Origin of the sequence: Marinithermus hydrothermalis DSM 14884 (assembly GCF_000195335.1) — a bacterium.
In the GTDB taxonomy this organism is placed as follows: domain Bacteria; phylum Deinococcota; class Deinococci; order Deinococcales; family Marinithermaceae; genus Marinithermus; species Marinithermus hydrothermalis.
The window spans coordinates 790,044-815,671 of the sequence record NC_015387.1 but is presented as its reverse complement, the minus strand read 5'-3'; the positions used below and the strand labels follow the sequence as shown (position 1 = coordinate 815,671).

32 protein-coding genes are annotated in these 25,628 nt (G+C 66.1%); 10 read left to right on the top strand and 22 right to left on the bottom strand.

The window, feature by feature from the left end; genetic code table 11:
• Positions 1-70 precede the first annotated feature (70 nt).
• The 6 genes from rpmF to fabF all read left to right on the top strand — a co-directional run bounded on the left by rpmF (position 71) and on the right by fabF (position 4,528).
• Complete coding sequence (rpmF, locus tag MARKY_RS04285; protein ID WP_013703644.1) at positions 71-262, top strand: 50S ribosomal protein L32; 192 nt, start codon at positions 71-73, stop codon at positions 260-262.
• 1 nt (position 263) lies between these two features.
• Complete coding sequence (locus MARKY_RS04280) at positions 264-1,247, top strand: beta-ketoacyl-ACP synthase III (RefSeq protein WP_013703643.1); 984 nt, start codon at positions 264-266, stop codon at positions 1,245-1,247.
• Positions 1,244-2,149, top strand: coding sequence for an ACP S-malonyltransferase (gene fabD, locus MARKY_RS04275; protein WP_013703642.1), 906 nt, complete (start codon positions 1,244-1,246; stop codon positions 2,147-2,149). Before MARKY_RS04280 ends, fabD begins: the two co-directional genes overlap by 4 nt.
• 11 nt (positions 2,150-2,160) lie before the next feature.
• Positions 2,161-2,898, top strand: coding sequence for a 3-oxoacyl-[acyl-carrier-protein] reductase (fabG, locus tag MARKY_RS04270; RefSeq protein ID WP_013703641.1), 738 nt, complete (start codon positions 2,161-2,163; stop codon positions 2,896-2,898).
• An 87-nt stretch (positions 2,899-2,985) separates the two neighbouring features.
• Positions 2,986-3,219 carry an acyl carrier protein gene (gene acpP, locus MARKY_RS04265; RefSeq protein ID WP_013703640.1) on the top strand — a complete coding sequence of 78 codons (234 nt, stop codon included), beginning with the start codon at positions 2,986-2,988 and terminating at the stop codon, positions 3,217-3,219.
• A gap of 79 nt (positions 3,220-3,298) precedes the next feature.
• Complete coding sequence (gene fabF / locus MARKY_RS04260; RefSeq protein WP_013703639.1) at positions 3,299-4,528, top strand: beta-ketoacyl-ACP synthase II; 1,230 nt, start codon at positions 3,299-3,301, stop codon at positions 4,526-4,528.
• 53 nt (positions 4,529-4,581) lie between these two features.
• Here the strand turns inward: fabF and MARKY_RS04255 are convergent, their stop codons facing one another.
• From MARKY_RS04255 to MARKY_RS04230, 6 genes are read right to left on the bottom strand one after another with little or no spacing between them, the layout of a single operon-like run.
• Positions 4,582-4,854: a DUF3467 domain-containing protein gene (locus MARKY_RS04255; RefSeq protein WP_013703638.1), complete on the bottom strand. Its 273-nt coding sequence runs from the start codon at positions 4,852-4,854 to the stop codon at positions 4,582-4,584.
• Positions 4,851-5,216 carry a roadblock/LC7 domain-containing protein gene (locus MARKY_RS04250; protein WP_013703637.1) on the bottom strand — a complete coding sequence of 122 codons (366 nt, stop codon included), beginning with the start codon at positions 5,214-5,216 and terminating at the stop codon, positions 4,851-4,853. The genes MARKY_RS04255 and MARKY_RS04250 overlap by 4 nt, the downstream gene beginning before the upstream one ends.
• Before the next feature lie 11 nt (positions 5,217-5,227).
• Positions 5,228-5,563: a roadblock/LC7 domain-containing protein gene (locus tag MARKY_RS04245; RefSeq protein WP_013703636.1), complete on the bottom strand. Its 336-nt coding sequence runs from the start codon at positions 5,561-5,563 to the stop codon at positions 5,228-5,230.
• Entirely contained in the window at positions 5,560-5,889 is a 330-nt protein-coding gene (locus MARKY_RS04240) for a roadblock/LC7 domain-containing protein (protein WP_342626875.1), read from the bottom strand. The genes MARKY_RS04245 and MARKY_RS04240 overlap by 4 nt, the downstream gene beginning before the upstream one ends.
• A gap of 38 nt (positions 5,890-5,927) precedes the next feature.
• Positions 5,928-6,521, bottom strand: coding sequence for a recombination mediator RecR (gene recR / locus MARKY_RS04235; RefSeq protein ID WP_013703634.1), 594 nt, complete (start codon positions 6,519-6,521; stop codon positions 5,928-5,930).
• Positions 6,518-6,832, bottom strand: a complete 315-nt coding sequence (locus MARKY_RS04230; protein WP_013703633.1) for a YbaB/EbfC family nucleoid-associated protein — start codon at positions 6,830-6,832, stop codon at positions 6,518-6,520. Before MARKY_RS04230 ends, recR begins: the two co-directional genes overlap by 4 nt.
• Positions 6,833-6,927: 95 nt before the next feature.
• Between MARKY_RS04230 and hemB the strand changes: the two genes are divergently transcribed.
• Positions 6,928-7,899 (top strand): porphobilinogen synthase, encoded by a 972-nt coding sequence (hemB, locus tag MARKY_RS04225; RefSeq protein ID WP_013703632.1) that lies wholly within the window; start codon positions 6,928-6,930, stop codon positions 7,897-7,899.
• Here hemB and MARKY_RS04220 read toward each other — a convergent pair.
• The 3 genes from MARKY_RS04220 to MARKY_RS11390 all read right to left on the bottom strand — a co-directional run bounded on the left by MARKY_RS04220 (position 7,817) and on the right by MARKY_RS11390 (position 11,000).
• Entirely contained in the window at positions 7,817-9,070 is a 1,254-nt protein-coding gene (locus tag MARKY_RS04220) for an MFS transporter (RefSeq protein WP_013703631.1), read from the bottom strand. The two genes, hemB and MARKY_RS04220, sit on opposite strands and share 83 nt — an antisense overlap.
• A gap of 111 nt (positions 9,071-9,181) precedes the next feature.
• Positions 9,182-10,318 (bottom strand): hypothetical protein, encoded by a 1,137-nt coding sequence (locus MARKY_RS11395; protein WP_052297151.1) that lies wholly within the window; start codon positions 10,316-10,318, stop codon positions 9,182-9,184.
• Complete coding sequence (locus MARKY_RS11390; RefSeq protein WP_013703629.1) at positions 10,251-11,000, bottom strand: hypothetical protein; 750 nt, start codon at positions 10,998-11,000, stop codon at positions 10,251-10,253. Before MARKY_RS11390 ends, MARKY_RS11395 begins: the two co-directional genes overlap by 68 nt.
• Before the next feature lie 39 nt (positions 11,001-11,039).
• Here MARKY_RS11390 and MARKY_RS04210 point away from each other — a divergent pair, with 39 nt between their 5' ends.
• Both MARKY_RS04210 and MARKY_RS04205 read left to right on the top strand, forming a co-directional pair.
• On the top strand, positions 11,040-11,810 hold the full coding sequence (locus tag MARKY_RS04210; protein ID WP_013703628.1) for a PP2C family protein-serine/threonine phosphatase: 771 nt from the start codon (positions 11,040-11,042) through the stop codon (positions 11,808-11,810).
• Complete coding sequence (locus MARKY_RS04205) at positions 11,807-13,831, top strand: protein kinase domain-containing protein (RefSeq protein ID WP_013703627.1); 2,025 nt, start codon at positions 11,807-11,809, stop codon at positions 13,829-13,831. The genes MARKY_RS04210 and MARKY_RS04205 overlap by 4 nt, the downstream gene beginning before the upstream one ends.
• Here MARKY_RS04205 and MARKY_RS04200 read toward each other — a convergent pair.
• The 3 genes from MARKY_RS04200 to MARKY_RS04190 form a co-directional block, all read right to left on the bottom strand.
• On the bottom strand, positions 13,819-14,967 hold the full coding sequence (locus MARKY_RS04200) for a deoxyguanosinetriphosphate triphosphohydrolase (protein ID WP_013703626.1): 1,149 nt from the start codon (positions 14,965-14,967) through the stop codon (positions 13,819-13,821). The genes MARKY_RS04205 and MARKY_RS04200 overlap by 13 nt on opposite strands.
• An 80-nt stretch (positions 14,968-15,047) precedes the next feature.
• The gene (locus MARKY_RS04195; protein WP_013703625.1) at positions 15,048-15,383 is read right to left on the bottom strand and encodes a metal-sulfur cluster assembly factor; all 336 of its coding nucleotides are present in this window, start codon (positions 15,381-15,383) and stop codon (positions 15,048-15,050) included.
• Between the two features lie 48 nt (positions 15,384-15,431).
• Positions 15,432-17,465 carry a (Fe-S)-binding protein gene (locus MARKY_RS04190; RefSeq protein ID WP_013703624.1) on the bottom strand — a complete coding sequence of 678 codons (2,034 nt, stop codon included), beginning with the start codon at positions 17,463-17,465 and terminating at the stop codon, positions 15,432-15,434.
• Positions 17,466-17,609: 144 nt separating this feature from the next.
• On the opposite strand from MARKY_RS04190, the gene MARKY_RS04185 reads away from it, so the two are divergent.
• Complete coding sequence (locus MARKY_RS04185) at positions 17,610-17,888, top strand: hypothetical protein (RefSeq protein WP_013703623.1); 279 nt, start codon at positions 17,610-17,612, stop codon at positions 17,886-17,888.
• Here MARKY_RS04185 and MARKY_RS04180 read toward each other — a convergent pair whose 3' ends face one another.
• The 10 genes from MARKY_RS04180 to tkt form a co-directional block, all read right to left on the bottom strand.
• Positions 17,889-18,338 (bottom strand): divergent PAP2 family protein, encoded by a 450-nt coding sequence (locus tag MARKY_RS04180; RefSeq protein WP_013703622.1) that lies wholly within the window; start codon positions 18,336-18,338, stop codon positions 17,889-17,891.
• The gene (gene folD / locus MARKY_RS04175; protein ID WP_013703621.1) at positions 18,335-19,168 is read right to left on the bottom strand and encodes a bifunctional methylenetetrahydrofolate dehydrogenase/methenyltetrahydrofolate cyclohydrolase FolD; all 834 of its coding nucleotides are present in this window, start codon (positions 19,166-19,168) and stop codon (positions 18,335-18,337) included. The genes MARKY_RS04180 and folD overlap by 4 nt, the downstream gene beginning before the upstream one ends.
• Position 19,169: 1 nt before the next feature.
• Positions 19,170-19,628: a transcription antitermination factor NusB gene (gene nusB / locus MARKY_RS04170; protein WP_013703620.1), complete on the bottom strand. Its 459-nt coding sequence runs from the start codon at positions 19,626-19,628 to the stop codon at positions 19,170-19,172.
• The gene (locus tag MARKY_RS04165; RefSeq protein WP_013703619.1) at positions 19,612-19,953 is read right to left on the bottom strand and encodes an Asp23/Gls24 family envelope stress response protein; all 342 of its coding nucleotides are present in this window, start codon (positions 19,951-19,953) and stop codon (positions 19,612-19,614) included. The genes nusB and MARKY_RS04165 overlap by 17 nt, the downstream gene beginning before the upstream one ends.
• A 24-nt stretch (positions 19,954-19,977) precedes the next feature.
• Positions 19,978-21,318, bottom strand: coding sequence for an acetyl-CoA carboxylase biotin carboxylase subunit (gene accC / locus MARKY_RS04160; RefSeq protein WP_013703618.1), 1,341 nt, complete (start codon positions 21,316-21,318; stop codon positions 19,978-19,980).
• A 10-nt stretch (positions 21,319-21,328) separates the two neighbouring features.
• The gene (gene accB / locus MARKY_RS04155; RefSeq protein ID WP_013703617.1) at positions 21,329-21,865 is read right to left on the bottom strand and encodes an acetyl-CoA carboxylase biotin carboxyl carrier protein; all 537 of its coding nucleotides are present in this window, start codon (positions 21,863-21,865) and stop codon (positions 21,329-21,331) included.
• 34 nt (positions 21,866-21,899) lie between these two features.
• On the bottom strand, positions 21,900-22,457 hold the full coding sequence (efp, locus tag MARKY_RS04150) for an elongation factor P (RefSeq protein ID WP_013703616.1): 558 nt from the start codon (positions 22,455-22,457) through the stop codon (positions 21,900-21,902).
• Between the two features lie 24 nt (positions 22,458-22,481).
• Positions 22,482-23,381, bottom strand: coding sequence for a hypothetical protein (locus MARKY_RS04145; RefSeq protein WP_013703615.1), 900 nt, complete (start codon positions 23,379-23,381; stop codon positions 22,482-22,484).
• 81 nt (positions 23,382-23,462) lie between these two features.
• Entirely contained in the window at positions 23,463-23,621 is a 159-nt protein-coding gene (locus tag MARKY_RS11865; protein WP_013703614.1) for a hypothetical protein, read from the bottom strand.
• The gene (gene tkt / locus MARKY_RS04140; protein ID WP_013703613.1) at positions 23,614-25,614 is read right to left on the bottom strand and encodes a transketolase; all 2,001 of its coding nucleotides are present in this window, start codon (positions 25,612-25,614) and stop codon (positions 23,614-23,616) included. The genes MARKY_RS11865 and tkt overlap by 8 nt, the downstream gene beginning before the upstream one ends.
• Positions 25,615-25,628 lie beyond the last annotated feature (14 nt).

Here is a 25,628-nt window from a genome sequence, read left to right as displayed (position 1 = left end):
CTTTGCTATAATGGCGGTCGGCCCGTTTTCGGGGCGTTTTCATGCGCGTAGCACTTGAAGGAGGAAGACGATGGCGAAGCACCCTGTACCGAAGAAGAAAACCTCGAAGGCCCGGCGGGACGCGCGGCGCAGCCACCACGCCCTCTCGGCGCCCACGCTGGTGCCCTGCCCCCAGTGCCACACCAAGCGTCCCCCTCACACCGTCTGCCCGGAGTGCGGCTACTACGACGGCCGCAAGGTTCTGGACGTAGCGGAGGCCTAAGATGGCCGCAGGGCTCGTAGCCCTCGGCACCTACGTTCCCAGCAAGGTCCTTACCAATAAGGACCTTGAAACTTTTTTAGATACCTCGGACGAGTGGATCACCACCCGCACGGGGATCAAGGAACGTCGGATCGCCGCCGAGAACGAGTACACCTCCACGCTCGCCATCCAAGCCGTGGAGGACCTAATCCGTCGTCACGGCCAGGCCGCCCTCGACGGGGTAGACATGATCATCTCCGCCACCAACACCCCGGACGCCCTCTTTCCCGCCACCGCCTGCTTGATCCAAGCGCACTTCGGCCTAAACGCCGCCGCCTACGACCTGCTCGCCGGATGCCCCGGCTGGCTCTACGGCCTCTCCCAGGCCTACGGCATGGTCGAGGCGGGCATCGCGCGAAAAGTGCTGGTCGTAGGTGCCGAGGCGCTCAGTAAGATTATGGACTGGGAGGACCGCTCCACCGCGGTCCTCTTCGGCGATGCTGCCGGCGCGGCCATCGTCGGCAAGGTCCCGGAAGGCTACGGCTTCCGCGCCTTCGCCCTTGGAGCCGACGGCACCAGCGCCAAAGAGCTCCACTACGGGTGCGTGGCCCCTAACCTTCCCGACGGCACCCCCCTCAGCCGCAAGGGGATCTTCATGAACGGCCGCGAGGTCTTCAAGTTCGCTGTACGCGTCATGAACACCGCCACCCTCGAAGCCATCCACAAGGCCGGCCTCCGCCCGGAAGAGATCAGCCTGTTCATCCCGCACCAGGCGAACTACCGCATCATCGACGCTGCGCGCGAACGCCTTGGGCTGCCGTGGGATCGCGTGGTGGTCAACCTGGACCGCTACGGCAACACCTCCACCGCCTCCATCCCCCTTGCCCTCAAGGACGCCCTCTCCCAAGGCAAGATCCAAGACGGCGATCATCTGCTCCTGGTCTCTTTCGGGGCGGGCCTCACCTGGGCGGCCACCGTCATGACCTGGTACGGAGGTGAAGCGTGAACGCCGCGCTCTTCCCAGGCCAAGGATCGCAAGCCGTAGGCATGGGCCGGGCTCTGTACGAAACCTTCCCCGCGGCTCGAGAAGCGCTCGACCGTGCCGAAGCCGCGCTGCCTGGCCTGCTTAACCTCATGTGGGAAGGCCCCGAGGAGGCCCTCCGTCTCACCGAGAACCAACAACCCGCCCTCCTCGCCGTAGGGTACGCCGCCTGGATGGCGTACCGCAGCGCGGGTGCCCCCCTGCCCGCGTACGCCGCGGGGCACTCGCTCGGTGAATGGACCGCCCACGTCGCCGCGGGCACCCTCGAGCTCGAGGTCGCCCTGCACCTCGTGCGTAAGCGGGGGCAATTCATGCAGGAGGCCGTCCCAGTAGGCCAAGGCGCGATGGCCGCGGTGCTCAAGGTCCCGCGCGACACCGTCGAGGCGATCGTACGGGAGTTCGAGGGCGTGGAGGTCGCGAACCTCAACGCACCTGAGCAAACCGTGATCAGCGGCACGGCCGAAGGCGTCGCGCAAGCCGCAGAGGCCCTTAAGGCCGCGCGGGCCCGGGTCGTTCCCCTGAAGGTATCCGCGCCGTTTCACTCGAGTCTGATGCGTCCCGCCGCCGAGCGGCTCGCGGAAGAGGTCGCGAACGTTGCGTTCCGCAGGCCGGTCTTCCCCGTGTACTCGAACGTGACCGCGGCTCCGGAGACCGACCCCGAGAGGATCCGGGATCTCCTGATTCAACAGGTGACCGCACCCGTGCGCTGGGTGGAGACCCTGGAGGACCTCTGGCGCCGCGGCGTGCGGCGTTTCCTGGAGTTCGGTTCAGGAAACGTGCTCACCGGGCTGGTCAAGCGGACGCTGGCGGAAGCTGAGGCCTTCGCCCTCACCACGCCGGAAGCGATCCAAGCGGAAGTTCAGTAAGGGAGGTACGCATGCGCAAAGCGCTCATCACCGGTTCTAGTCGGGGCATCGGTAAAGCCATCGCGCTCGAGCTCGCTAGCCGCGGGTACGCCGTCGCGGTGCATTACGGGCGCAACCGGGAAGCTGCGGAGCAGGTGGCTCAGGAAGCTCAGGAACGCGGCGCACCGAGCGTCGCCGTGATCGGCGCGGACCTCGCGATGCCGGAGGCGGCCTCGCGGCTCGTGAACGAAGCGGCGGAGGCTCTCGGGGGGCTGGACGTGCTGGTGAACAACGCCGGCATTACCCGGGACACCCTCCTGATCCGCATGAAGGACGCCGACTGGAACGCGGTTTTAGAAACCAACCTCTCCGCGGTGTTCCGCGCCACGCGCGAGGCCGTCAAACGCATGATCCGGCAGCGTTGGGGTCGCATCGTGAATATCACGAGCGTGGCCGGCATCCTGGGGAACGCGGGGCAGGCCAACTACGTGGCGACCAAAGCCGCGCTGATCGGGTTTACCCGCTCGGTCGCCAAGGAGTACGCGAACCGCGGGATCACGGTGAACGCGATCGCGCCTGGGTTTATCGAGTCGGACATGACCGCAGCCCTCCCGGAAAAGGTGCGGGAGGAGTACCTGAAATCCATCCCCATGGGGCGCTTCGGAAAGCCCGAAGAGGTCGCGAAAGCCGTGGCCTTCCTCGTTTCGGACGACGCAGCCTACATCAACGGGCAAACCCTGTGCGTCGACGGCGGGCTCACGCCGCACTAAGGCGTGAATTGAACCGGGGCAAAACCCGAAACCCCGCCCGTACTGCCCGGCCCCGTGTGATAAAATCCCCCCTTGGAGGTATACGCGATGAACGTATTCGAACAGGTCAAGGAAGTCATCGCTGAGAAGCTGGGCGTTGAAGAAGACCAGATCACGCTCGAATCGCGTTTTATCGAAGACCTGGGGGCCGACTCCTTGGACACGGTTGAGCTCATCATGGGCCTCGAGGACAAGTTCGGTCTGGAGATCAGTGACGAGGACGCGGAAAAAATCCGGACCGTCAAGGACGCGGTCGAGTACATCGAGAGCAAGCTGGGTTAAGCCCCTTCCGAGAGGCTAGCGACGGAGCGGTGCGCCGCCCCCTAGCCTCTCGTTTTCGCCGCACGGCTATACTGAGTTTATGCGTAGGGTTGCGATCACTGGCCTGGGTCCCGTCACGCCGATCGGCGTCGGCGCGGAAGCCTTTCACCAAGCACAGCTCGAAGGGCGGAGCGGTATCCGGACCATCACCCGTTTCGACGCCTCAAACCTACCGGTACGCATCGCCGGTGAGGTCGACGTGGAACCGGAACGGTGGCTCGAGCGCCGGGAGCTAAGACGGTTAGACCGTTACGTTCAGCTCGCCCTGATCGCCGCGGACCTCGCGCTCAAGGACAGCGGGCTCGAACTGGAGGCGCTGGACCCGACCCGAGTCGGCACCCTGATCGGTTCGGGTATTGGGGGGATTGAGACCTGGGAGGCGCAGTCCAAGGTCTATTTCGAGCGGGGCGCGCACCGGCTCTCGCCGTTTTTTATCCCGATGATGATCGCGAACATGGCTTCGGGGCACGTGGCGATGCGGTACGGGCTCCAAGGCCCAAGCTCCACCGTGGTCACCGCGTGCGCGACCGGAGCCGACGCGATCGGGACCGCGTACCAGATGATCCAGCGAGGCGAGGCGGACGTGATGATCGCGGGCGGTGCCGAAGCCGCCGTGACCCCGATGGCCGTAGGCGGGTTCTCGGCGATGAAGGCCCTCTCCACCCGCAACGACGAGCCGCAGCGGGCCAGCCGTCCTTTCAGCGCAAGCCGCGATGGGTTCGTGCTCGCAGAAGGCGCGGGTGTCCTGGTGCTCGAGGAGTACGAGCGGGCCAAGGCGCGCGGCGCGCGGATCTACGCGGAGGTTGTGGGGTTTGGGCGCAGCGCCGACGCGCATCACATCACCGAACCGCACCCCGAAGGGAAAGGTGCGGTGCTCGCGATGCAACGGGCGCTCGAGGACGCAGGGGTCGCTCCAGACGCGGTTGGGTACATCAACGCGCACGGCACCTCCACCCCGCTGAACGACCGTGTGGAAACCCTGGCCATCAAAAGGGTGTTTGGGGAGCACGCGCGCCGTCTTGCGGTTTCCTCGACCAAGTCCATGACCGGGCACCTCCTAGGCGCGGCGGGCGCGGTGGAGGCTATCGCCACGGTGCAGGCCCTCGCCTACGGCGTGCTGCCCCCTACGATCAACTACGACGAGCCGGATCCGGAGTTGGACCTGGACTACGTGCCGAACACGCCGCGGGAAGCGCGGGTGGAGTACGCCCTGTCCAATTCCTTCGCGTTTGGCGGCCAAAACGCAACGCTGCTGTTCAAGCGCGTGTGAGTGCAAATGAAACGCGGGGCAGGCCGTAGCCTGCCCCGCGCGTTTTATATGCGTTACGCCGACGCCTCGCCTTCCCCCGCGACCGGCTCCGGGATCGGGCCGAAGGTCTCCTCGTAACGGCGTATATTTTCCGCGAGGGAGCGCAACAACGCCTTCGCGTGTTGCGGGCTGCTCAGGATCCGGGAGACGACCATCGCGTCGCCGCTCGGCTGCACGAGCGCGAAATCAAGGAAGAACTCGTTGCGGGTATGGGAGATCACCGCCACGTTCGCGTACTGCCCCCGCGCGGTCTCCTTATCGATGTTCAAGCGTAGCTCCTTGTTCACACCAATACCTCCCTTAACCTGGGCACCACGCGCTTGAGCTGGAAACGCACGCGGCCCAGACTCTGCACCGAGTCGAGCAGGGTCACGAGCATGTAACTGCTCTCACCCACCTCGAGCGGGACCAAAAGGATCGGCCCCTCGGGGTACTCTACCATCACCTCCTCCACCGCGCCACGCTGCAGGTGATCCGCCAGCGCGCGCGCGGAGGCCATCGCGGACGTCGCAGCTCCACCAAGAAAGTCCACCTCCGGAGCGTTTTCGCGCTGCATCCCCTCGATCACGAAACCGTCCTCGCCCACAAGGGCGCACGCCTCAACGCCCCGAACCTCACCGAGTTCCTCCAGCACCTCGCGTACGGCCACCCCCACACCTCCTACAACCGCTCGGCCAGCACCAACGCTAGCCGGGAAAGCTCCGCGCCCACTGCTTTACGGTCGCTGCCACGCTGGATCAGGGCTCCCAAGCAGTACTGCCCGAAGCAAACGGCCAGGATCTCGTGCTCGTCCGTGGCCACGGTAAAGCGCCGCAGCTCTTCGCCCAGCGCCCGGCTCACCCCGCCCATCGCGCGCATCAAGCCGGCCAGCTCCGCCGCGAGGAGCTGCGGATCCGGGCCCCGTTGCCCTACCGCCTCGATGACCAACCCGTCCATGCCGGTCAACACCGCGCGTTCCACCGACGGCATGGCCGAGAGGCTCGCGAGCCAGCTCATCCCAACACCTCCTTTAACGCCTCAACGGCCTGACTCGAGACCACCCGCGTCTTCCCTAGGTTCGCGTCAGGCGTGAGTAAGAGGAGTAAGAAGTACTCTTCGTCGATCAATCGCGCGTACCCCACCAGCTGGTCAGACCACACGCACAACTCCCGCACCCGGCTCGCGCCAAGCGAACCGGCGTACGCCTCACGGCTAGAGCGCAGCAATCCAGCGTGTTCCGCCACCGCCGCGGCCAGATCCACCGCCTTCCGGCGGGTAAACCCCTCCACCAACAGGCCATCTAACCCCCCAACCGCAGCGGCGATCGCCCCTTCGATACGCACGACCAGCGAGCTCAGAACGTGCTCAAAGTCCCGCATGGTCACTCCGAGAAGGCACGCCGGTGCGCTAAAGCTCGAGCGAGGGTCACCTCATCCACGTACTCGAGCGCGCCGCCCACAGGCAGGCCGTAGGCCGGCCGGGTCGCGCGGAGGCCGCGGGCTTTGAGCAGTTCGGCGAGGTAGCCCGCGGTCGCCTCTCCCTCGACCGTCATCGAGGTCGCCAGGATCACCTCCTGGACGCCCTCAAGTCGTTCAAGCAGCTCCGCCACTCGGAGGTCCTCCGGCCCGATCCCCTCCAGCGGGTTCAGCGCCCCCCCGAGAACGTGGTAGACTCCGTTGTACTCCCCGCTCTTCTCGATCGCGAGGAGGTCCCCCGGCGTCTCCACCACGCAGATCACCCCGTGGTCCCGGCCGGGATCCGCACACACGGGGCACAACTCCGCCTCGGCGAGGTTACCGCAGCGCACGCACGGGCGCACCCGTTCCCGTACGCCCCGGAGGGCCTGCTCGAGCGTCTCGGCCGCCTCGGCGTGCTGGGCTAGGTACAAGGCCAGCTTCTGCGCGCTCTTGGGCCCTACGCCCGGCAGGCGGGCGAGGCTACGCACCAGCTGCAACAGCGCGTTCGGGTACTTCAAAGAAGGCCTCCCAGCATCTGGCCTACGGAGCCGAGCTGCCGGGTCATCTCCTCCTCGGCGAGCGCATGCGCCTTCTCCTGGGCGTCCTTGATCGCCACGAGCACGAGGTCCTCCAACGCCTCCACGTCCTCCGGATCCACGGCCCTAGGGTCTAGCTTGACCCCGACGATCTGACCTTGCCCGGTCGCCGTGACCTCGACCAGCCCCCCGCCCGCGGACCCCACCACGGTCATCTGGGCGAGCTTCTCCTGCACCTCAGCTGCTTTTCGCTGCGCTTTCTGCGCTTCCTTGATGAGTTTCTGAAAGTTCATCGTCCCTCCGCCCTCCATTATAGGCACCGCACGCACACCCTCACCGGGGCAGTTGTTCCCTACCCACGAAGCAGCGCGCGGACTACACTTAGGGCATGGAACGCCCACGCCGTTTACGCACTACGCCGCAGTTGCGGCGCTTGGTTCGGGAGACGACCCTCGAGCCGCGCAACCTGATTCTTCCGCTGTTCGTGCACCCCGCGCCGGCCCCTGAGCCGATCGCGTCCATGCCCGGCCAGTACCGGCACTCCCTGGAAAGCCTGGTGGAAATCGCGGGCCAGGCCCGCGAGGCCGGCCTGGGCGGGGTGATCCTGTTCGGCGTACTGCCTGAGGAGGCCAAGGACGACCAGGGAAGCGGCGCCTACGCTGAGGACGGGATCGTGCAGGAAGCCACCCGCCGCTTGAAGGCCGCGTACCCCGACCTGCTCGTGGTGGCCGACACCTGCTTGTGCGAGTACACTCGGCACGGGCACTGCGGTGTCCTCCAGGGTGACACCGTGGATAACGACGCGACGCTCGAGCTGCTGGCTCAAACCGCGGTCTCCCAAGCCAAGGCCGGGGCCGATATCGTCGCGCCGAGCGCGATGATGGACGGGCAGGTCGCAGCCATCCGCAAGGCGCTGGACGCCGCGGGGTACCCGCACGTCCCAATCCTCTCATACGCCGTGAAGTACGCGTCGGCCTTCTACGGCCCCTTCCGTGAGGCCGCGGACTCCGCCCCGGCCTTCGGGGACCGGGCGAGCTACCAGATGGATCCCGCTGCCGGGTACTGGGACGCGGTGCGCGAAGCTACGCTGGATGACCTCGAGGGGGCCGACCTCTTGATGGTGAAGCCGGCCCTGCCTTACCTGGATCTGGTGCGCGAGCTGAAGGCGCGTTTCGCCAAGCCCATTGCGGCTTATCACGTCTCCGGCGAGTACGCCATGATCAAAGCCGCCGCCCTGAACGGGTGGATCGACGAGCGACGGGTGGTGCTCGAGGCCCTCACGGGTCTTCGCCGCGCGGGCGCTCAGGTGATTCTGACGTACTACGCCCTGGAGGCGGCACGCTGGGTGCGGGAAGGGTAGCGCGCCGGGCGAAAACCGCGGCGATAAGGGCGACGGTCGAGACGCTCAAGCCGGCGATCACGAAGGTCGTGGGGGCGCCGAAGCCTTTCTCCAGCGCGCCCCCAGCCGTCACGCCGATCAGGACCGCGGTGTCCATCACCGCGGCGAAGGCCGCGAACACCCGGGTGCGCAGCTCGTTGGGTGTGTTTAGCTGCAGCATCGTACGGGCCGGGATGAGGAAGGCCACGTTCAGCAGGCCGGATACGAAGTAGGCCGCGAGCACCCAGGCAAACAACGGGAAGGCCCCAATCGAGGCCTCGAACAACCCGAAGACGATCAAGGCGCCGAAGAAGACCCGTTCGCGCGGCAGGCGGTTCGTGAGGTGCGGGATGATGAAAGTCCCTAAGATGGCGCCTAAGGCCATCGCACCCTCCATCAACCCAAACCCCGCGGAGCCCACGCCCAACACGCCCACCGCCAGCACCACGCCGAGCACGGTCTCCACCGAACCAAACATCGCAGCGGCGAACAGAGTGCCGACCACCTGGCGTACGGTGGGGTGGGTGAGCACATGCCCAACGCCTTCCCGTACCCGCTGGAAGTACCCGCCTTGGGCCGGGCGTGTGGAGGGCAGGCTCGGCAACCCCGCGAGTAGCAGCATAGCGAGCAGGTACAGCGCGGCGCTGCTCCCAAAGGCCAGTTCCGCACCGCCCCACGCCACCAGTACCCCCGCCAGCCCCACGAAGACCGTCTCGGCGAAACGGCCGCTAAACACCACCAGGCCGTTTGCCGCGTCCATGTGCTTTTCCGGTACGAGTTCGGGCACGACGGCATGAACCACCGCGCGGTACAGACTGCGCGCCCCTTCGAGCAAAAAGACCAGGGCGAGCAGGAGAAGCGGGAGGCGCATGCCTAAAAGCAGCACCGCGAGCACCACCCCGCCCTTGACGAGCACCGCGCCCGCGAGAAGCCCCTTGCGGTCCCGTGCGTCCGCCCAGGCCGAAAGCATCGGTCCTAGTAGCACGCTAGCCAGGAGCTGCGCGGCCAGCGTCGCCGAGACCCACAAGGCGTTCTCCGTCAGGGTATACACCATGACGAGCAAGGCGATCCGGTAGAACCGGTGTGCCGCCTCGGAGGCCAGTAACGCCCCAAAAAGATAAGCGAACCGTTTATACTTCAGCGCACTCCACATGAGACGGCATCAGTATAACAAAAACATTACGACCTCGCGCAACCGGGTACCCTTACACAAAGTAGGTTCACTATTAACATAGTTACTCACCCCACGGGATCTTCCCGCGCCTCACGCTCCCTCGATCGGCAGCACCACATGCGCGATCCGGTGCCCTTCCCGCGCGATCACCACCGCTTGATCCGCAAACGCCCACACCAAAAGGTCCCGCAACCGCCGGGGCACCTGCCCCGCCACGGTCACGTACACCGCGTCCTCCACCTGACGCACGGAAAGCACGACCTTCCCCGCATCGATAGAGACCGGTTCCGCGGTCAAGGTCACCGTGCCGATCTCTCCGCCGATCGTCTCCCGGGTCGGGGGACGGTAGTTTAACCAGTCCGCCAAAAGGGACTGCAAATGCTTGGCTTCCTGAACCAATCCTAACGCCTCCCCCACCTCACCCAAGTACCGCAACCCAGCCGGTGCGCGCTCTAGACGCTGCCGCACCACCTTGAGCCCTTTACGGGCGAACTCCTCCAGGGTGTCAAGAGGCACCTCGGAAAACTTCTGCGCTAACTCCGAGCCAAACGCACGGTAATCCACCGGCCCCTTCAAGCGCGCTGAGAAGGCCCGCATCAAACGCAGGTACGCGTACTCCTTCACCGGATGCACCAGGTGCGCCAGGATCCGCCCCTCCACCAGCAGCTGCGAGAGGTGCGCCCCCTCCCGCACCTCGAGGCGCACGTGCGCGTACCGCCCCCGCCGGAAGGCCCACACCTCCCACTGGCCAAACGGCACCACGAGCGGATCGCCTTCCACCAAGGGGTAATCCGCCCCCTCGAGGCTGAGCGTGTACTCGTCCCCTGCCTCCCCTACCACCAGGTCCACGCCTCCCAGCCGCAGCCGCACGGGCATCAAACGCAGCGTCAACACCGTGGCCTTTTCCGGGACGGCCTCGAGGCGCAACGCGGGGTCCTCCCCCCCCAGGATCTGCTGCGGCAAGTGCGGGTACGCGCCCTCTCCCTTCGGAGGGGGTAGGTAGCGGCGGAGCAAGGCCACCAGGCGGTCCGCCGCAGCTAGGAACCGCCGCCGGTCCTCCTCCACCACGAGCTGGGCGCGGCGCTCCTCCTCCGCGGCGCGGTGCAGTTTGGCCTCCAGATCCCGGATCAAGGCCGCCCGCTCGTGCGGGGTCATCGCGCTACGGCGCGCCTCCTCGAGCGCCCGGCGGATCTCGGCCACGCTCGGCCCTTGCGGGTTGCGCCCCACAACCAACCCTTCCGGACTCTCGATCAAACGGCGGAGAAAACGGCGCAGGTACGGTCTCCTCCGCGGGTAGTTGCAGGCCGTACCCCTCCGTGAGGTTTAAGCGCATAGCCACCCGGAAGAGCTCGAGCAGCACTTCAGCCGCTACCTCCTCGTCGTCAAAGGCCGCGAGGGGGTCGGAAAACGCGGGGATCGGGTGGGAGGGGGTGAAGCGGGAGAGGTTGAAATCCCGCTTAAAGGTCTCGCTTCCCGCGTACGCTTCGAAGTTCTGGATGAAGGCGTACGCCAGGCGCAGCTCGTAGCGCTGCCCCTTCACGAGGGTCCGGGCGGTGCGCGTCATCTCGCGCTTGAGGCGCAGCCAGTACACGTCCTCAGCGAAGGCGTCCAAAACCTCCTTCTCCGGAGAAGCTCCCTCGGGCGGCTCCTCCCCTGGAATCTCGATGACCCCGAGGTCCAAGGACGAGTGCCCAGGAGGCGCGGAGGGGGGCGCCTTTTCTTGGAGGGCCTTGTAGCGACGGTCAATCTCCCGGAACCGTTTGCCCCAATACCCCGTCGGCGCACGGCTCAGGATCAGTTGGCGTAACCGCCGCACCGAAGCCCGTCCCCCCTTAGGCTCGCGTCCGTGGAGCAGATCCTCAACCTTGTACTCGTACAACTCCAGCAGTTCTCCCAACCCGATTTCCATGCAAAAGGTATTATAAGCGTGAGGCCTTATGGAGGAGTTATGCGCCTGACTCACCGTTTTGAACTCGCCACCGCCTCCAGCATCGGCCGTGTTCGCCGCAACAACGAGGATTTTCACCGGGCCAGCGTCTACCCCACGCCGCGCGGCAACCTGATCTTGCTCGCCGTTGCCGACGGGATGGGGGGCGCCAAAGCCGGGGAGTTCGCTTCCAAGATCGCCATCGAAAGCCTGCACCAAGCGGTGCGGGCGTACGCGGAACACCTGCACACCGGCAGGCCTGCGGTGCCCCTCGAGCGGGTGGTCGAAAAGGGCTTCCAGCTCGCGCAGCGGCGCATCCTCCAAGACGCCATAGCCCACCCAGAACGCAAAGGGATGGGCACGACCCTGACCGCTCTGCTCGTCAGCGAGTGGAACTACAACGGCGTGATTGGGCATATCGGGGACTCCCGCGCGTACCGCTACAACGGGCGTGACCTGACCCTACTCACCCAGGACCACTCGTGGGTCGCGGAACAAGTTCAAAACGGGGTACTGACCCCCGGAGAAGCCGAAACTCACCCGTGGCGCAGCGTTCTTACCCGAGCCCTAGGAATTCCTGAAGCCACGCCCGACTTGATTCCGCTGCACGTGATGCGGAGCGAAACCTACATCCTCGCCACAGACGGGCTTTACAACCTCGTGCCCCCCGAGGAGTGGTTGGCGGACCTCGAGCACAAGGATCTCCAAGCCGCCGTGGATTACTGGATCAGCCAAGCCATTCAGCGCGGCGGTACGGACAACATCACGGTGGTTACGGTGCGGATACGATGACAGCGGTACTCCTAACCCTCAGCCTATACGGGCTTTCCGTAGCCCTTTTACTGCGGCGTTCCCTGCCCAGCGTAGGGGTACTGTTCGGACTCAGCTTCATGAGCAGCGTAGGTCTTTTATACCTGGTCAAGGGGGCCCTTTGGGGGCCGGTGAGCCTTTTCCTGCTGGGGGCCACCGCAGCCCTCTCCCCACCACGCCCGCGCGGCCGACGCCCCCTCCCCAAGCGGAAACGAGCCCCCCGACCAACCCCCCGCGCATCGACCAAAACCCCAGCCGAAGTCAGCGGCCTAGAGGACAAGTACGAGCTTTTAGAGCGCATCGGGATCGGGGGCATGGCTTCCGTGTACCGCGCGCGCCGTAAGATCGACGGGCGGATCGTAGCCCTCAAGATCCCTCAGGAGAAGTTCGTGGGGGACCCGCGTTTCGTGCGGCGCTTCCACCGCGAGGCCGAGGTGCTGCAGCGGCTCGAGCACCCCAACATCGTCAAGGTGTTTGACCACGGGGCTTCCGGCGAAACCCACTACATCGCGATGGAGTACCTGGACGGCGAGGGGCTGGACCGGTTGATCGAGGACCGCCGCCTCTCGATGCGCGTCGCGATCCAGGTCATGCGGCGCGTTGCGGACGCGTTGCGGCACATTCACCAGCACGGCATCATCCACCGGGACATCAAGCCGGGCAACATCATGGTGCTGCGCGGCGCGATTCGGGACGACGGCACCCTGGACCCCGCCGGGGTGCGCCTGATGGATTTCGGGATCGCGGCGGGCAAGGTGCTGACCCGGCTCACCATCACCGGGGCCCGGATCGGCACGCCGGTGTACATGAGCCCCGAACAGGCCAAGGGGCAGCGGATCGATCACCGTAGTGACATCTACAGTTTAGGGATCGTGTTCTACGAGGTGCTGACCGGCCAGGCTCCGTTCCAGGGGGGGTACGAGTCGGTGGTGCACCAGCAGATCTTTCAGGTGCCCACGCCCCCCCAGCAGCTCAACCCCGAGATCCCCAAGTCCATCAATGACCTCATCATGCGGATGCTGGCCAAGGACCCCGACAAACGGCCCAGCCTGGACGAGGTCATCCAGGAGCTCGAGCGCGACCCTCAGGAGCCGCGCGGCCTCTCGGAAGCCTGGTACCTCGCGATCGCCGCCGAGGCCAAGCGCGGCTCCATCCGGCTGATGGAGCTCGACGGCACGCCCGCCCGCCTCTTCTCCGGCGTGGGGACCGGCGAGGGGATGTTCGCCTCCCCGCCCCTGGACATCGCCACCGATCCGGACGGGAACGTGTGGATCACCGTCTTCGAGTACGGGTCGCACAACACCCGGATGGTGCACCGCTTCTCCCCCGAAGGGCGGATCACGCTCTCGCTCGGTCCGTACGGCATGAAGCTCGGGGAGTTCGTGTACCCGGTCGCCCTTACGGTCAGCCCCAGCGGGGACCTGTTCGTTCTGGACGGCGAAACCCACATGATCCATCGCTTCGAGCTGAACGGCCAGCCCGTGGCGCGGTTCGGGGGGAAGGGAGCTGGCCGCGGCGTGTTCGACACCCCGCGGCAGATCGTCGCCGGCCGTCACTTCCTATACGTTTTGGACTACGGGAACCGGCAGGTGCAGCGGCTCTCCCTCGAGGGCCAGTATCTGTCGCGCTACGCCTTCCGCAAGAGCAAGGACTCCAACGAGCTACGCCGGATCGGCGGGATCGGCATCGACGATGCGGGTCACGTGTACATCTTCGACGCGGACGCGCAAAAAATCCGGAAGATCACGCACGAGGGCAAGGTCGTGGGAGGGTACGCCCTGCCCCTAGGGGAAGGCGAGGATCCCTCGAGCCTGGTGGATATCGTGGTGGACGAGAACGGCATCGTGTACGCCGCGCGGCGGGGCGCGCACGTGGTGCGCCGCTTCGCGCCGGACGGCACGCCCTTGCCGGAACTCCCAGTATACGCCCCCATCCGCGGCCTGGCCCTGTGGCGCAACCCCAAGCCGGAGCCGGCCGCGGCCCCGAAAAATCAGCGGCCGTAAGGGTCGAACAACCGCGCGTACTCCTCGAGAGCGAACCGGTCGGTCATGCCTGCGATGTAATCGCAGACCGCGCGGTACAACCCTTCCTCCTCCACCGCTTGCTGCACCGTGGGCGGCAGCATCTCCGGGATCTCGACGTACGCTGAGAACAGTCGCTCGAGCACGGTGCGCGCCTTGCCCATTTGCCGCATCACGTGGTAGTGGCGGTACAACTTGTGGTACAGGAAGTCCCGCAACTCCCCCAGCAAGCCCCGCACCTCCTCCGAGTACGTGGCCAAGTGCGCGGGGAAGCGCCGCACATCCTCCAACGACCGCACCCCGGCCTGCTCCAGGGCGGCGTGCGTCGCGTGAATCGCGTCGGTGATCATCCAGCCGATGAACTCGCGGATCAACACGCGGCGCTCAAACTCGCTCAGTGAAATCAGCTGGATCCCCAAAGAAGCCGCCAGCTCCCGCACCGCCCGCACCTCCTCGAGTTGCGCGGGCTCGAGCAAGCCACTGCGCAACCCGTCGTCCAGGTCATGGGCGTTGTACGCGATCTCGTCGGCCAGGTTGACGATCTGGGCCTCCAAGGTCGGGCGGAGGTGCGGTTCATACCCCTCGGCCGAGGGGATATCGTAAGCGGTCTCGTGCTTGACGATCCCCTCGCGCGTCTCCCAGGTGAGGTTCAGTCCGCGAAACCCGGGGTAGCGGCGTTCGAGGTGCGTCACGATGCGCAAGGACTGCTGGTTATGGTCGAACCCCCCGTGGTCCTCCATAAGCTCGTGCAGCACCCGCTCCCCCGCGTGCCCGAACGGCGGGTGCCCTAGGTCGTGCGCGAGCGCGATCGTCTCCGCCAAATCCTCGTTCAGCCCGAGCGCCCGCGCGAGGGAACGAGCCACCTGGGCGACCTCGAGGGTGTGCGTGAGGCGGGTGCGGTAGTAGTCACCCTCGTAGTTCACGAAGACCTGGGTCTTGTATTCGAGGCGGCGGAAGGCGGTGGTGTGCACGACGCGGTCGCGGTCCTTCTGGAAGGGGGTGCGGTAGGTGGACTCCTCCTCCGGGTAGGCCCGGCCGCGCGTCGCGCTGGCGCGCATCGCGTAGGGCGCTAGGGTCTTCTCCTCCAGGGATAAAAGCGTTTCACGGTTAAACAACATACTTTCACTCTACTGCCTTCGGGCGTGAAAACGGGCCCGCGGGTACCCGCGGGCCCATTCAGGGGTGGGCGGAGGTAGGGCTAAACGTTGAACCCGAACATGCGCATCTGCCGCTTGCCGTCCTCGGTCATGCGCTCCGGGGTCCAGGGCGGGTTCCACACGAACTCCACGTTGACCGCCCGGACGCCCTCGAGGCGCATCACGGCAAGTTCCGCGTCGGCCTTGACGATGTCCTGCGCGGGGCAGCCGATCGCGGTGAGGGTCATCTGGATGTCCACGACGCCGTCGGGACTCACCTCCACGTCGTACACCAACCCCAGATCCACGACGTTCACGGGGATCTCGGGGTCCTTGACCACCTTAAGGGCCTCGATCACCTGCTCCTTGGTCGGCACGGCAGGGGTCGCGTCACTCATGGCGCCCAGTATACCCAAGCCCCGAACCCCGGTGTGCGTCCGGCTTCACTAGGCCTGCGCTCCGGTGCCCATCGCCTCCTTCTGCTTGCGCAGGTCCTCCGCGACCAGCTCGGCGATGTCCTTGACCGCCAGGGGCTCGGCCTCGTCATTCGTGGTCTCCACGGTGAACATCTGCAAGCAGAAGGGGCACCCGGTCGCGATGGTTTTGGCGCCGGTGGCCTTGAGTTCCCGGTAGCGGTTCGCGGAGACGCGCTCCGCGCCGGGCTCCTCCTCCTTCCAGAACTGCGCGCCGCCCGCCCCGCAGCAGAAGCTGTTCTCGCGCTGCCGCTGGGGTTCCTCGAGTTGGAGGCCCAAGGAGGCGATCACCTGCCGGGGTTCGTCGTACACCCCGTTGTGCCGGCCCAGGTAGCAGGGGTCGTGGTACGTCACGTTCTCGTCCAGGAGGGCCTCTACCTTGAGCTTGCCGGTCTGGATGAGCTCTTGGATGAACTCGGTGTGGTGCCGGACCGTGTACTCGCCGCCAAACTGTTTGTACTCGTTGGCGATCGTGTGGAAGCAGTGCGGGCAGGTGGTGACGATCACCTTAGGCTGTACCTCGTTCAGGGTCGCGACGTTTTCCGTCGCGAGCTGGTAGAAGAGGTACTCGTTCCCCGCCCGGCGGGCGGCGTCCCCGGTGCACTTCTCGCGTTTGCCTAGCACCGCCCAGTTCACGCCGGCGGCGTGCAGGATCTCGGCCATGCTACGCGCGATCTTCTGCGCGCGGGGATCGTAGCTTGGCGCGCACCCCACCCAGTAGAGCACCTCCGCATCCGGGTTCTGCTCCACGGTCGGGACCTCGAAGGGCAGTCCTTCGGCCCACTCCATGCGTTTCTCTTGCCCGATCCCCCAGGGGTTCCCGTTGCGTTCCATGCCGCGGAAGGCGTTGGCCAGCTCGGCGGGGAACTCCCCTTGCATCATCACCCGCTCACGCCGCACGTCGATGATGTGCAGCATCTGCTCGTTCCCCACGGGGCAAACCTCAACGCAGGCGTTGCACGTGGTGCACGCCCAGAGCGCCTCCTCGTTCAAGGCGAACTCCAAGAGGGGCCGGGGGCTCTCCTCCCCGGCGGCGAACCCGGGCAGGATCCGGTTCAGCTCGTACCGCTCGTTGATGAGGATCGCGGCCGGGCTGAGGGCCTTGCCCGTGGTGTAGGCCGGGCAAACCTCCTGGCAGCGGTTGCACATGATGCAGCTGTACGCGTCCAAAAGGCGCGGCCAGGAGAAGTCCTCGAGCTTCGCCACCCCGTACTGCTCGATGGACTCGTCCTCGAAGTCGATGGGCTCGAGCGCGCCCGGCTTCTCTTTCTTGAGGGCCAGGTTGATCGGGGCCATGAAGAGGTGGATGTGCTTGGAGCGCGGGAAGTACGGCAAGAACGCGAGAATCGAGCCGAGCGCACCCCACCAGAAGAGGTGCTCGAGGAGCGTGATGGTGCCGGGGTTCAGCCCGGCGAGCGCCCCCCCGATCCAGGAAGCGATGGGCTGGTACGGGTCCGGCCCCTGGTCGGCGGCCTGGGCGGCTTTGGAAAGGAGGCGCGAACCCACGTGGACGAAGATGAATCCGCCGACGATGGCGGAGTCGCGCGGGATCCCGTCCTTCACCGCTTCGTGAAGGGGGGTTTTGGGACCGAAGGTGAAGTCGGCAGGGCGCGCCAGGAAACGGCGGATCATGAGGCCCACGATCCCCACGAGGATACCGGCGGTCAGGAGATCCGCGATCAGGTTGTACGGGTTCCACAATCCGCCGCGGGCGTGAAGGGGGAAGAACCCCTCGAGGGCGTCCACCAGGTTCACCAGGAGATAGTAGACGAACCCGTAAAAGACCAAGGCGTGCAGGAAGGAGATCAGGGGCCGCTTTTTGAAGACGGTGCGCTGGGTCAGCACCGCCCAGAGCGCCTGCCCTATTCGCTCGGGGAGGCGATCGAAGCGGTTTTCTGGTTTTCCGCGCGCGATCGCTTGGTACACGCGGCGAAACCCAATCCCGGCGAAGTAAAAGGAGGTTGCGGCCAACAGAAGGAACAAGATCTTCTCAAGCGGTGTGAGCATCTCTTCCCCCCAAACTTATACTCGGTACAATATTACCCGTCCTCTAGTATCTAAGTCTACACTCCCCACCCCCCACGCCCCTTAAGGCGCAGGCTTCACAAACCCCTCGCGGGTGTTGCAGACTCGAGGCGGAGGTACGGAACCGTGAACCTACTCACGCTGCTCTGGATCGTCCTGCTCCTATTCAGCTTGCTCAACGTCGGCCTCGTCTACTGGGCCGCCCGCCCCCTCGTGGGCCGCGTGTTCGTGGGCACCGCTCTCGTCCTTATGCTCGTGGGGCTCGCCCAGCTCCTGGCCTTCCAGGGCGTACTACCGCTCGCGTGGGCCTGGCTCGCCGTACTGCTCTTCCCCATCGGGCAGGCTGGGCTGCTCCTCTACACCTACCGGTACCTGATGCGGCAACAACACCACCCCCCGCGCTAGCTACCACAAGGTAAAGCTTCCCCAGGCCACCACGCCGCCAAGGAGCGCGCCGACGGCGACCTCCAGGTAGGTGTGCCCCAAAAGCTCCTTCAAGGGTTCGGGCTTGAACCCCTCGTGCAGCACCACCTGCAGCTCCTCGACCAGATCGTTCAAAAGCTCCGCCTGCCGTCCCGCGGCCCGCCGGATCCCCGTCGCGTCGTACATCACGATCAGAGCGAAGACGGTGGTCACGGCAAACAAGGGGCTGCCCCACCCCTCGGTCAACCCCACCCCCACCACCGCGGCCGCCACGGTGGCCGAGTGCGAGGAGGGCATGCCCCCCGTCTCTAAAAAGCGCTCCCACTCCCATCGCCCGTTGATCAGGTAATAGATCACGAGCTTCAGGCTCTGGGCGATCACGTTGGCCGCGAGGGCCGTCCACAGGATCTGGTTGCCGAGAAGCTCGCTCATCCCCTACGGCGCACCGCCGCCTGCACCGTGTTATAGAGCAGCATGGCCACCGTCATCGGCCCCACCCCGCCCGGGACCGGGGTCAAGGCCTGGGCCACCTCGGCCACCCCGGGGTGCACATCCCCCACAAGCCCTTGCTCGGTGCGGTTGATCCCCACATCCACCACCACGGCACCCTCCCGCACCATATCCGGCGTGATGAAGTGCGCGCGCCCCACCGCGGCCACCAGGACCTCCGCACGCCGCGTGACGCTCGGGAGATCCCGCGTGCGCGAGTGCGCCACGGTCACCGTCGCGTTCTCGCGCAGCATCAACGCGGCCAAGGGCTTGCCCACGATGTTGCTGCGCCCCACGATCACGACCTCCCGCCCGGCAAGATCCACCCCGTAGTGGCGCAACAAACGCACGATGCCGGCCGGCGTGCACGGCACGAGGGCCGCCCCGCCCGCCCAAAGCCGCCCCACGTTCACCGGGTGAAACCCGTCCACGTCCTTTGCGGGATCGATCGCCTCGAGGACCCGCTCCGCGTCAATGTGCTTCGGAAGAGGCAGCTGCACGAGGATCCCGTCCACCTCAGGGTCGACGTTCAGCTCCCGGATCAAGTCCAGCAACGCCTCCTGCGAGGTCGCCTCGGGCAAGGCGTGCACCCGGCTCTCCAACCCCAGCGCTCGAGCGCGCTTGTCCTTCAGCCGCACGTACGCTACCGAGGCCGGGTCCTCCCCCAGCCGAATCACCCGCAGCTGCGGCACGAACGCGAGGCGCTCGAGCCGCGCGCGCACCTCGGCGTACACCGCCTCCGCGACCACGTCACCGCGCAACCACCGCGCCACCCTAGTCCTCCTTCGGTACCGCCTCCAGCTCGCCAGCGTCGATCCGTCGCTTCAAACGCCCCAAGACCCCGTTCACGAAACGCCCCGAGTCCTCACCGCCGTACTTCTTTGCGATCTTGACTGCCACCTCAATCAACGGGGCGTACGGAGTGGGCTCGTACAGCATCTCGTAAGCCGCAAGGCGCAGGACGGTCAGGTCGGTCCGCGCCATCTGACCGAAACTCCACCCCTCGATCGTCTCCTCCAAAGCGCGGTCCACCGCCTCCGCTTGGGCCACATACCCCTCGACCAAGCGGCGCGCAAAGGTCAGGCCCTCCACGTCGAGCACGTCCCCGTAGGGCGCATCATCCTCGAGCACCAGCCCTTCCGTCGCGTGCCGCCAGGCCTCCTCGAGCGGCACCGCGCCCAGGGTGTGCTCAAACAGCACCTTGAACGCGAGTTCCCTAGCCTTCCGCCGCATGCTCCTCCTTCAACAGCACATCCACCACCGTGACGTTCACCGCGTTCACCTTGAGGCCTGTAGTCGCGGAAAGCGTGTCGGTCACCACGCGCTGCACCTGGCGGGCTGCTTCGGGAATGGGCTTCCCGTACGCCACCACTAAGCTCAGCTCGACGGTCAGGCCCTCCTCGCCGCGCTCAATCCGCACCGCCTTGGCGCGACGCCCCGAAAGCACGTCCCCCACGCTGCGCGCGCCAGGCGCGGCCAGCTGGACGCCCTCGAGGCCCTCCAGGCTCAGGTGCACTAGGCTTACCAGGGCGTTCTCGGAGAGTTCGTAATCCACCATGCTCCCAGCTTAACCCCTCAGGCGTTACTCGCTCATACGGCGGGCCACGAAGTTGGTGTACACCGCTCCACGACGGAAGAAGGCATTGTCCAGCACCTTCTGGTGGAAGGGAATCGTGGTTTTGAGCCCCGGACCGTCGATCACGGTCTCCGCCAAAGCACGCTGCATGCGCGTGATCGCCGCCTCGCGGGTCTCGGCCCACACGATGATCTTCCCCAGCAAGGAGTCGTAGTGCGGCGGGATCTTGTACCCCGCGAAGAGGTGCGAGTCCACGCGCACCCCCGGGCCACCCGGCCACAAGAGGGTCTCCACCGTACCGATCGCGGGACGGAAGTTATGGTCGGGATCCTCGGCGTTCACCCGCACCTCGATGGAATGCCCCACGAGCGGGATCTCCTCCTGCTTAAAGCGAAGCTTCTCCCCCGCGGCGATCAAGAACTGCTCCTTGACCAGGTCCACCCCCGTCACCATCTCCGTGACCGGGTGCTCCACCTGGATGCGGGTGTTCATCTCGATGAAGTAGTAGTTCCCCTCCCGGTCCACCAGGAACTCGAGGGTCCCCGCGGAGGTGTACCCCACGTGCTTCGCGAGGCGCACCGCGGACTCCACGAGCCCTTTACGCACCGCTTCCGGCAGGATCGAAGGCGCCTCCTCCAAAAGCTTCTGGTGCCGGCGCTGGATGGAGCAGTCGCGCTCCCAAAGGTGGATAACGTCCTGCCCGTCGCCCAGCACCTGCACCTCGACGTGCTTGGGCTCCTCGATGTACTTTTCCAGGTACACCTCGGGATTCCCGAACGCGGCTCGAGCCTCCTCCTGGGCCTGCTGCACGGCCCGCTCGAGGTCCTCAGCGGTGTGCACCACGCGCATGCCGCGTCCGCCCCCACCCGCGGAGGCCTTGAGGATCACGGGGTACCCGATCTCGGCTGCCGCCTCGAGGGCCTCCTCGACCGACTGCAGGGCGTCGGTGCCCGGCACGATCGGCACGCCCGCCTCGCGCGCCACGCGGCGTGCGGTAGCCTTGTCCCCCAAAGCGCGCATGTTCTCCGGGGTAGGGCCGATGAAGGTGATCCCGTGATCGGCGCACATCTCAGCGAACTGGGCGTTCTCCGCGAGGAACCCGTACCCGGGGTGGATCGCGTCGGCCCCGCTCACGATCGCCGCGGATAGGATGTTAGGGATGTTGAGGTAGGACTGCCCGGAGGGCGGCGGCCCCACGCAGATGGCCTCGTCCGCGAGCAGCACTGGCAACGACTGGGCGTCTGCTTCGGAGTGCGCGACGACCGTCTTGATTCCCAGCTCGCGCGCCGCCCGGATGATGCGCAACGCGATCTCGCCGCGGTTCGCGATAAGAACCTTCTTGAACATAGGCCGCTCCTTACGCGGGCTCGATCAGGAACAAAGGCTGGCCGTACTCCACCGGCTCGGCGTTTTCCACCAGGACCTTACGCACGATCCCCGAGACCTCGGACTCGATCTCGTTAAAGAGCTTCATAGCCTCGATGATGCACACGACCTGCCCCTTCTCGATCCGGTCCCCTTCCTTCACGAAAGGCTCCGCGTCCGGGGCCGGCGCGCGGTAGAAGGTACCCACGATGGGCGCGGTGATCTCCACGCAGTTCGGGCACTCGCTCTCCGTGCCCTTCTCCTCGGGTTTCGCAGGAGCTTCCGGCTGCGCCGCGGCCGCCTCCGGAGCCGCCGGTTGCGCCGCGGGCGCAGGGGGCAGGGCCTGCGGCGCGGGTGCGGCAGGCGCCGGCTGGGGCTGCACCGGGACCGGCACCACCTGCGGCGCGCCCTCCCCCGCCGGCGCCCCCCTGCGCACGGTGAGTTTGTAATCCGGGGTTTCCAAAGTCAGCTCCGAGGCCTCCGCGTCCACCATCGCCTGAAGGATTTGCTTGATCTCCTTCGGGTTCATGATCACCTCTCCTCACACGCTGCGCAGCTCGAGCCTAGGCCCGTCCGACGTACTCCCCCGTACGGGTGTCGATCCGGATCACCTCACCACTCTCGATGAACAGCGGTACCTGCACCACGGCGCCAGTCTCGAGGGTCGCGGGCTTGGAGCCTCCCGAAACCGTGTCGCCCCGCACGCCGGGCGGCGTCTCCACGACCTGCAACTCCACTACAGTAGGGGGCGTCACCTTGATGATGCGCCCGTTATACACGTCGGCGATCACCGTCATGCCTTCCTTCACGAACTTCGCCGCATCCCCCATCACCCCGGCCGGAACGGGGTACTGGTCGTACGTCTCCAAATCCATCAGGACGTAACTGTCCCCGTCCGGGTACAGGTACTGCATCTCCCGGGCCTCTACAAAGATGTCCTTGAGCTTCTCCCCGGAGTTAAAGGTCTTCTCTATGATGGTGCCGGTCTCGAGGTTCCTGAACTTGGCGACCACCTTCGCGCCGCCGCGCCCGATCTTCTGGTGCTGGTACTCCAAGCACTCCCACAGGCCGCCGTCCATTTCTACCTTCGCTCCAGGTCGCAGTTCAGTCACGCTGATCATCCGCAAACCTCCGTCCTTGCTATTTTACGGGTTGAGCTCCGTGATCTCCGGCTTCAACCCCAACGCTTCGATATAGTGCAGGTAATCCGCCTCACTCAACGGAAAACGCTCCGCGAGCGCCACGAAGAAGGCCTCCATCACGTTCGTTCCAAAACTCCGGCCGTTGAGGCGGGGGGTGGTGGTGATCAGGGCCTTGACGCCCTTCGCGCGGAGTTCCTCCACATCCTCCTTCGTGGTGGTGTTCGCCAGGATGATCTTGCCGTGCATCTCGTCCGGCATGAACCGCTTGATGTAAAGGAAATCCCCCGCCACCACCTCCGCCCAGTCATAATACCGCCGGCGCCAGTCCTGCACGCGCTTTTCCTGCTTGCTCCCCGTCGGGTACAGCCATTTAAACGGCAGCTGCGTGAAGACGGGCAGAAGCACACGCGCCAAGAGTTGCAGGCTAGTCAGCGTGCGGAGGGGGATCGGAAGCCCTAAAGCGAAGATGAAGTCCCCATACAGCACGTCAGCCTTCGCTTCCCAAAACGCTTCCGCCATCCCAAACCGGTCCACGCCCGCGGTCATCAGCACCCGGCGCCCCCGCCATCCGATGGTCTCGTCGAGCTGTTGCACCACGCGCCGCTCCAGGGTGTGCTTGAGGCCCGATCCGTCCACGACCGGCGTTTTCTTCGCAGCTCGAGCGAGCTTCAGGGCGTCCCGGATCGCATAGCGCCGCCCCGCCGCGTACAGGTACAGATCCAGCCCGCCCAGACCGAAGGCGTCCACCTTCCCGTCAAGCTCCTGGATGAGCTGGATGGCCTTCTCGAAGCTGCCGTCGGTACCGATGCGCTCGAGGATAAAGGTCTCCCCCAGGACCTCGATCTCCGCTCGAGCGTTCCGCTTAGAAGAACCAATTGAAACGCTAACGACTCGCTTTGGCACGGTTAGATTCTACGGTGCCTCGCCCCTCCCATGGCAACAAGCAAGCCTTGGGCGCTTCCGTTAAGAAGCGCCCAAGGTCCTTCAGCGCGCCAGCCAGGCCCCCAAAAGGGCGAGGAGGGCCAATCCCCAAAAGGCGTAGGCCACCCGAGGGTTCGCCCCCTCAGGTTGCAGGGAAAGCACAAAGATCACGCCGCCGAACATGGCAAAGGTCAAGGTCAACGCCAGAAGCAAACTAACCATGCGCCGCCCCCAACAACTCCCGCACACGGGCTACCACGCGCTCCACCGTAAACCCGAAGCGTTCAAACAACACGCCTCCCGGCGCCGAAGCCCCAAAGCGCTCGAGGCTCACCACAGCGTCCGCGTAGCGCTCCCAACCCAAGGCCACCCCCGCCTCGACCGCGAGCGTGGGCACCTCCGGGGGAAGGACCTCGAGGCGGTAGGCCGCATCCTGCTGCTCGAACACCTCCCAGCAAGGCAGGCTCACCACCCGCACCGCAACCCCCTCCGCCTGCAGGCGTTCGCGCGCGGCGAGCGCCAGGTGCACCTCGCTTCCGGTCGCGACGATCACGGCGTCCGGTCGGGGTGCGTCCGCGAGCACGTACCCGCCCCGGAGCACGCCCTCCGCAGCCGCGTACCGTTCCCGGTCGATGACCGGCAGCCCCTGGCGGGTCAGGACGATCCCGACCGGGCCGTCGGTGCGCTCCAAGGCGAGCTTCCAAGCGTACGGGACCTCCGTCGCGTCGGCCGGGCGAATCACCCAGAGGTTCGGCATTGCCCGAAGCCCCATCAAGTGCTCCACCGGTTGGTGCGTGGGGCCGTCCTCCCCTAACCCGATCGAGTCGTGCGTCCAAACATAGATCGGCGCCACGCCCATCAAGGCCGCGAGCCGCACCGGGGGGCGCATGTAGTCGGAGAAGATGAGGAAGGTGCCGCCGTACGGTCGGTACCCGCCGTGCAGGCAGAGCCCGTTCATGATCGCCCCCATCGCGTGCTCGCGCACCCCGTAGTGCACGTAGCGGCCCGTGGGGCGTTCAGGCGTAAAGTCCTCCATCCCGGGAACTTGCGTGTTGTTGGAAGGCGTGAGGTCGGCCGACCCCCCCACGAGCTCAGGCAGTCTCGGCGCGATCGCCGCGAGCACCTGACCGCTCGCCTTGCGCGTCGCGACCTTCGCTCCGGGCGTAAACCGCGGCATCTCGGCATCCCACCCCTCGGGCAGGCGGCGTTCGATCACGCGACGCACGAACTCCGTCCCGAGCTCGGGGAAACGCTCCAGGTAGGCCTCGAGCCGTTGCTCCCAAACCTCCTGGGCCGCCATGCCCTTCTCCACGGCTTGGCGCATGTGCACGTACACTGCCTCGGGCACCTCGAACGGCGCGTACGGCCAGCCGAGCGCCTCACGTGCCGCGGCTACGGCCTCCGGACCTAAGGGCGCGCCGTGGGCCTCGGCGGAGTCTTGCTTGGGGCTGCCGTACCCGATATGGGTCCGCACCGCGATCAGCGTGGGGCGTTCGGTCTCGGCCCGCGCCTTACGGATCGCGTCGCGGAGGGCGTCGAGGTCGTTGCCGTCCTCCACGCGGAGCGTGTGCCACCCGTACGCCGCGTACCGCTGCAGGACGTCCTCGCGGAAGGCCAGGTCGGTGCTCCCGTCGATCGAGACGCGGTTGTCGTCCCAGATGACGATCAGCTTGCCGAGCCCCCAGTGCCCCGCGAGGGAGCTGGCCTCCGAAGCCACCCCCTCCATCAGGTCCCCGTCCGAGGCGATGACGTAGGTGTAGTGATCCACGATCCGGAGCCCCTCGCGGTTAAACTCCGCGGCGAGCTTCTTCTCCGCCAGGGCCATCCCCACCGCGGTGGAGATCCCCTGCCCCAAGGGACCCGTGGTGACCTCTACGCCCGGCGTGTGCCCGTACTCGGGGTGCCCCGGAGTTCTGGAGCCCCACTGACGAAACCGCTTAAGCTCCTCCAGGGGCAGGTCGTACCCGCTCAGGTGCAGCAGGCTGTATAGCAACATCGAAGCGTGCCCCGCCGAAAGCACGAACCGATCACGGTCCGGCCAGGTGGGGTCCTGGGGATTGTGTTTTAAGAACTCGTGCCACAGCACGTACGCCACCGGCGCCAGCCCCATGGGGGCCCCCGGGTGGCCGGATTGGGCCTGCTCCACCGCGTCCACCGCGAGGAAGCGAATCGCGTTGATAGCGAGGTTTTCGATCTCCGTCACCGCACGCGTCATACGGCCCATGATAC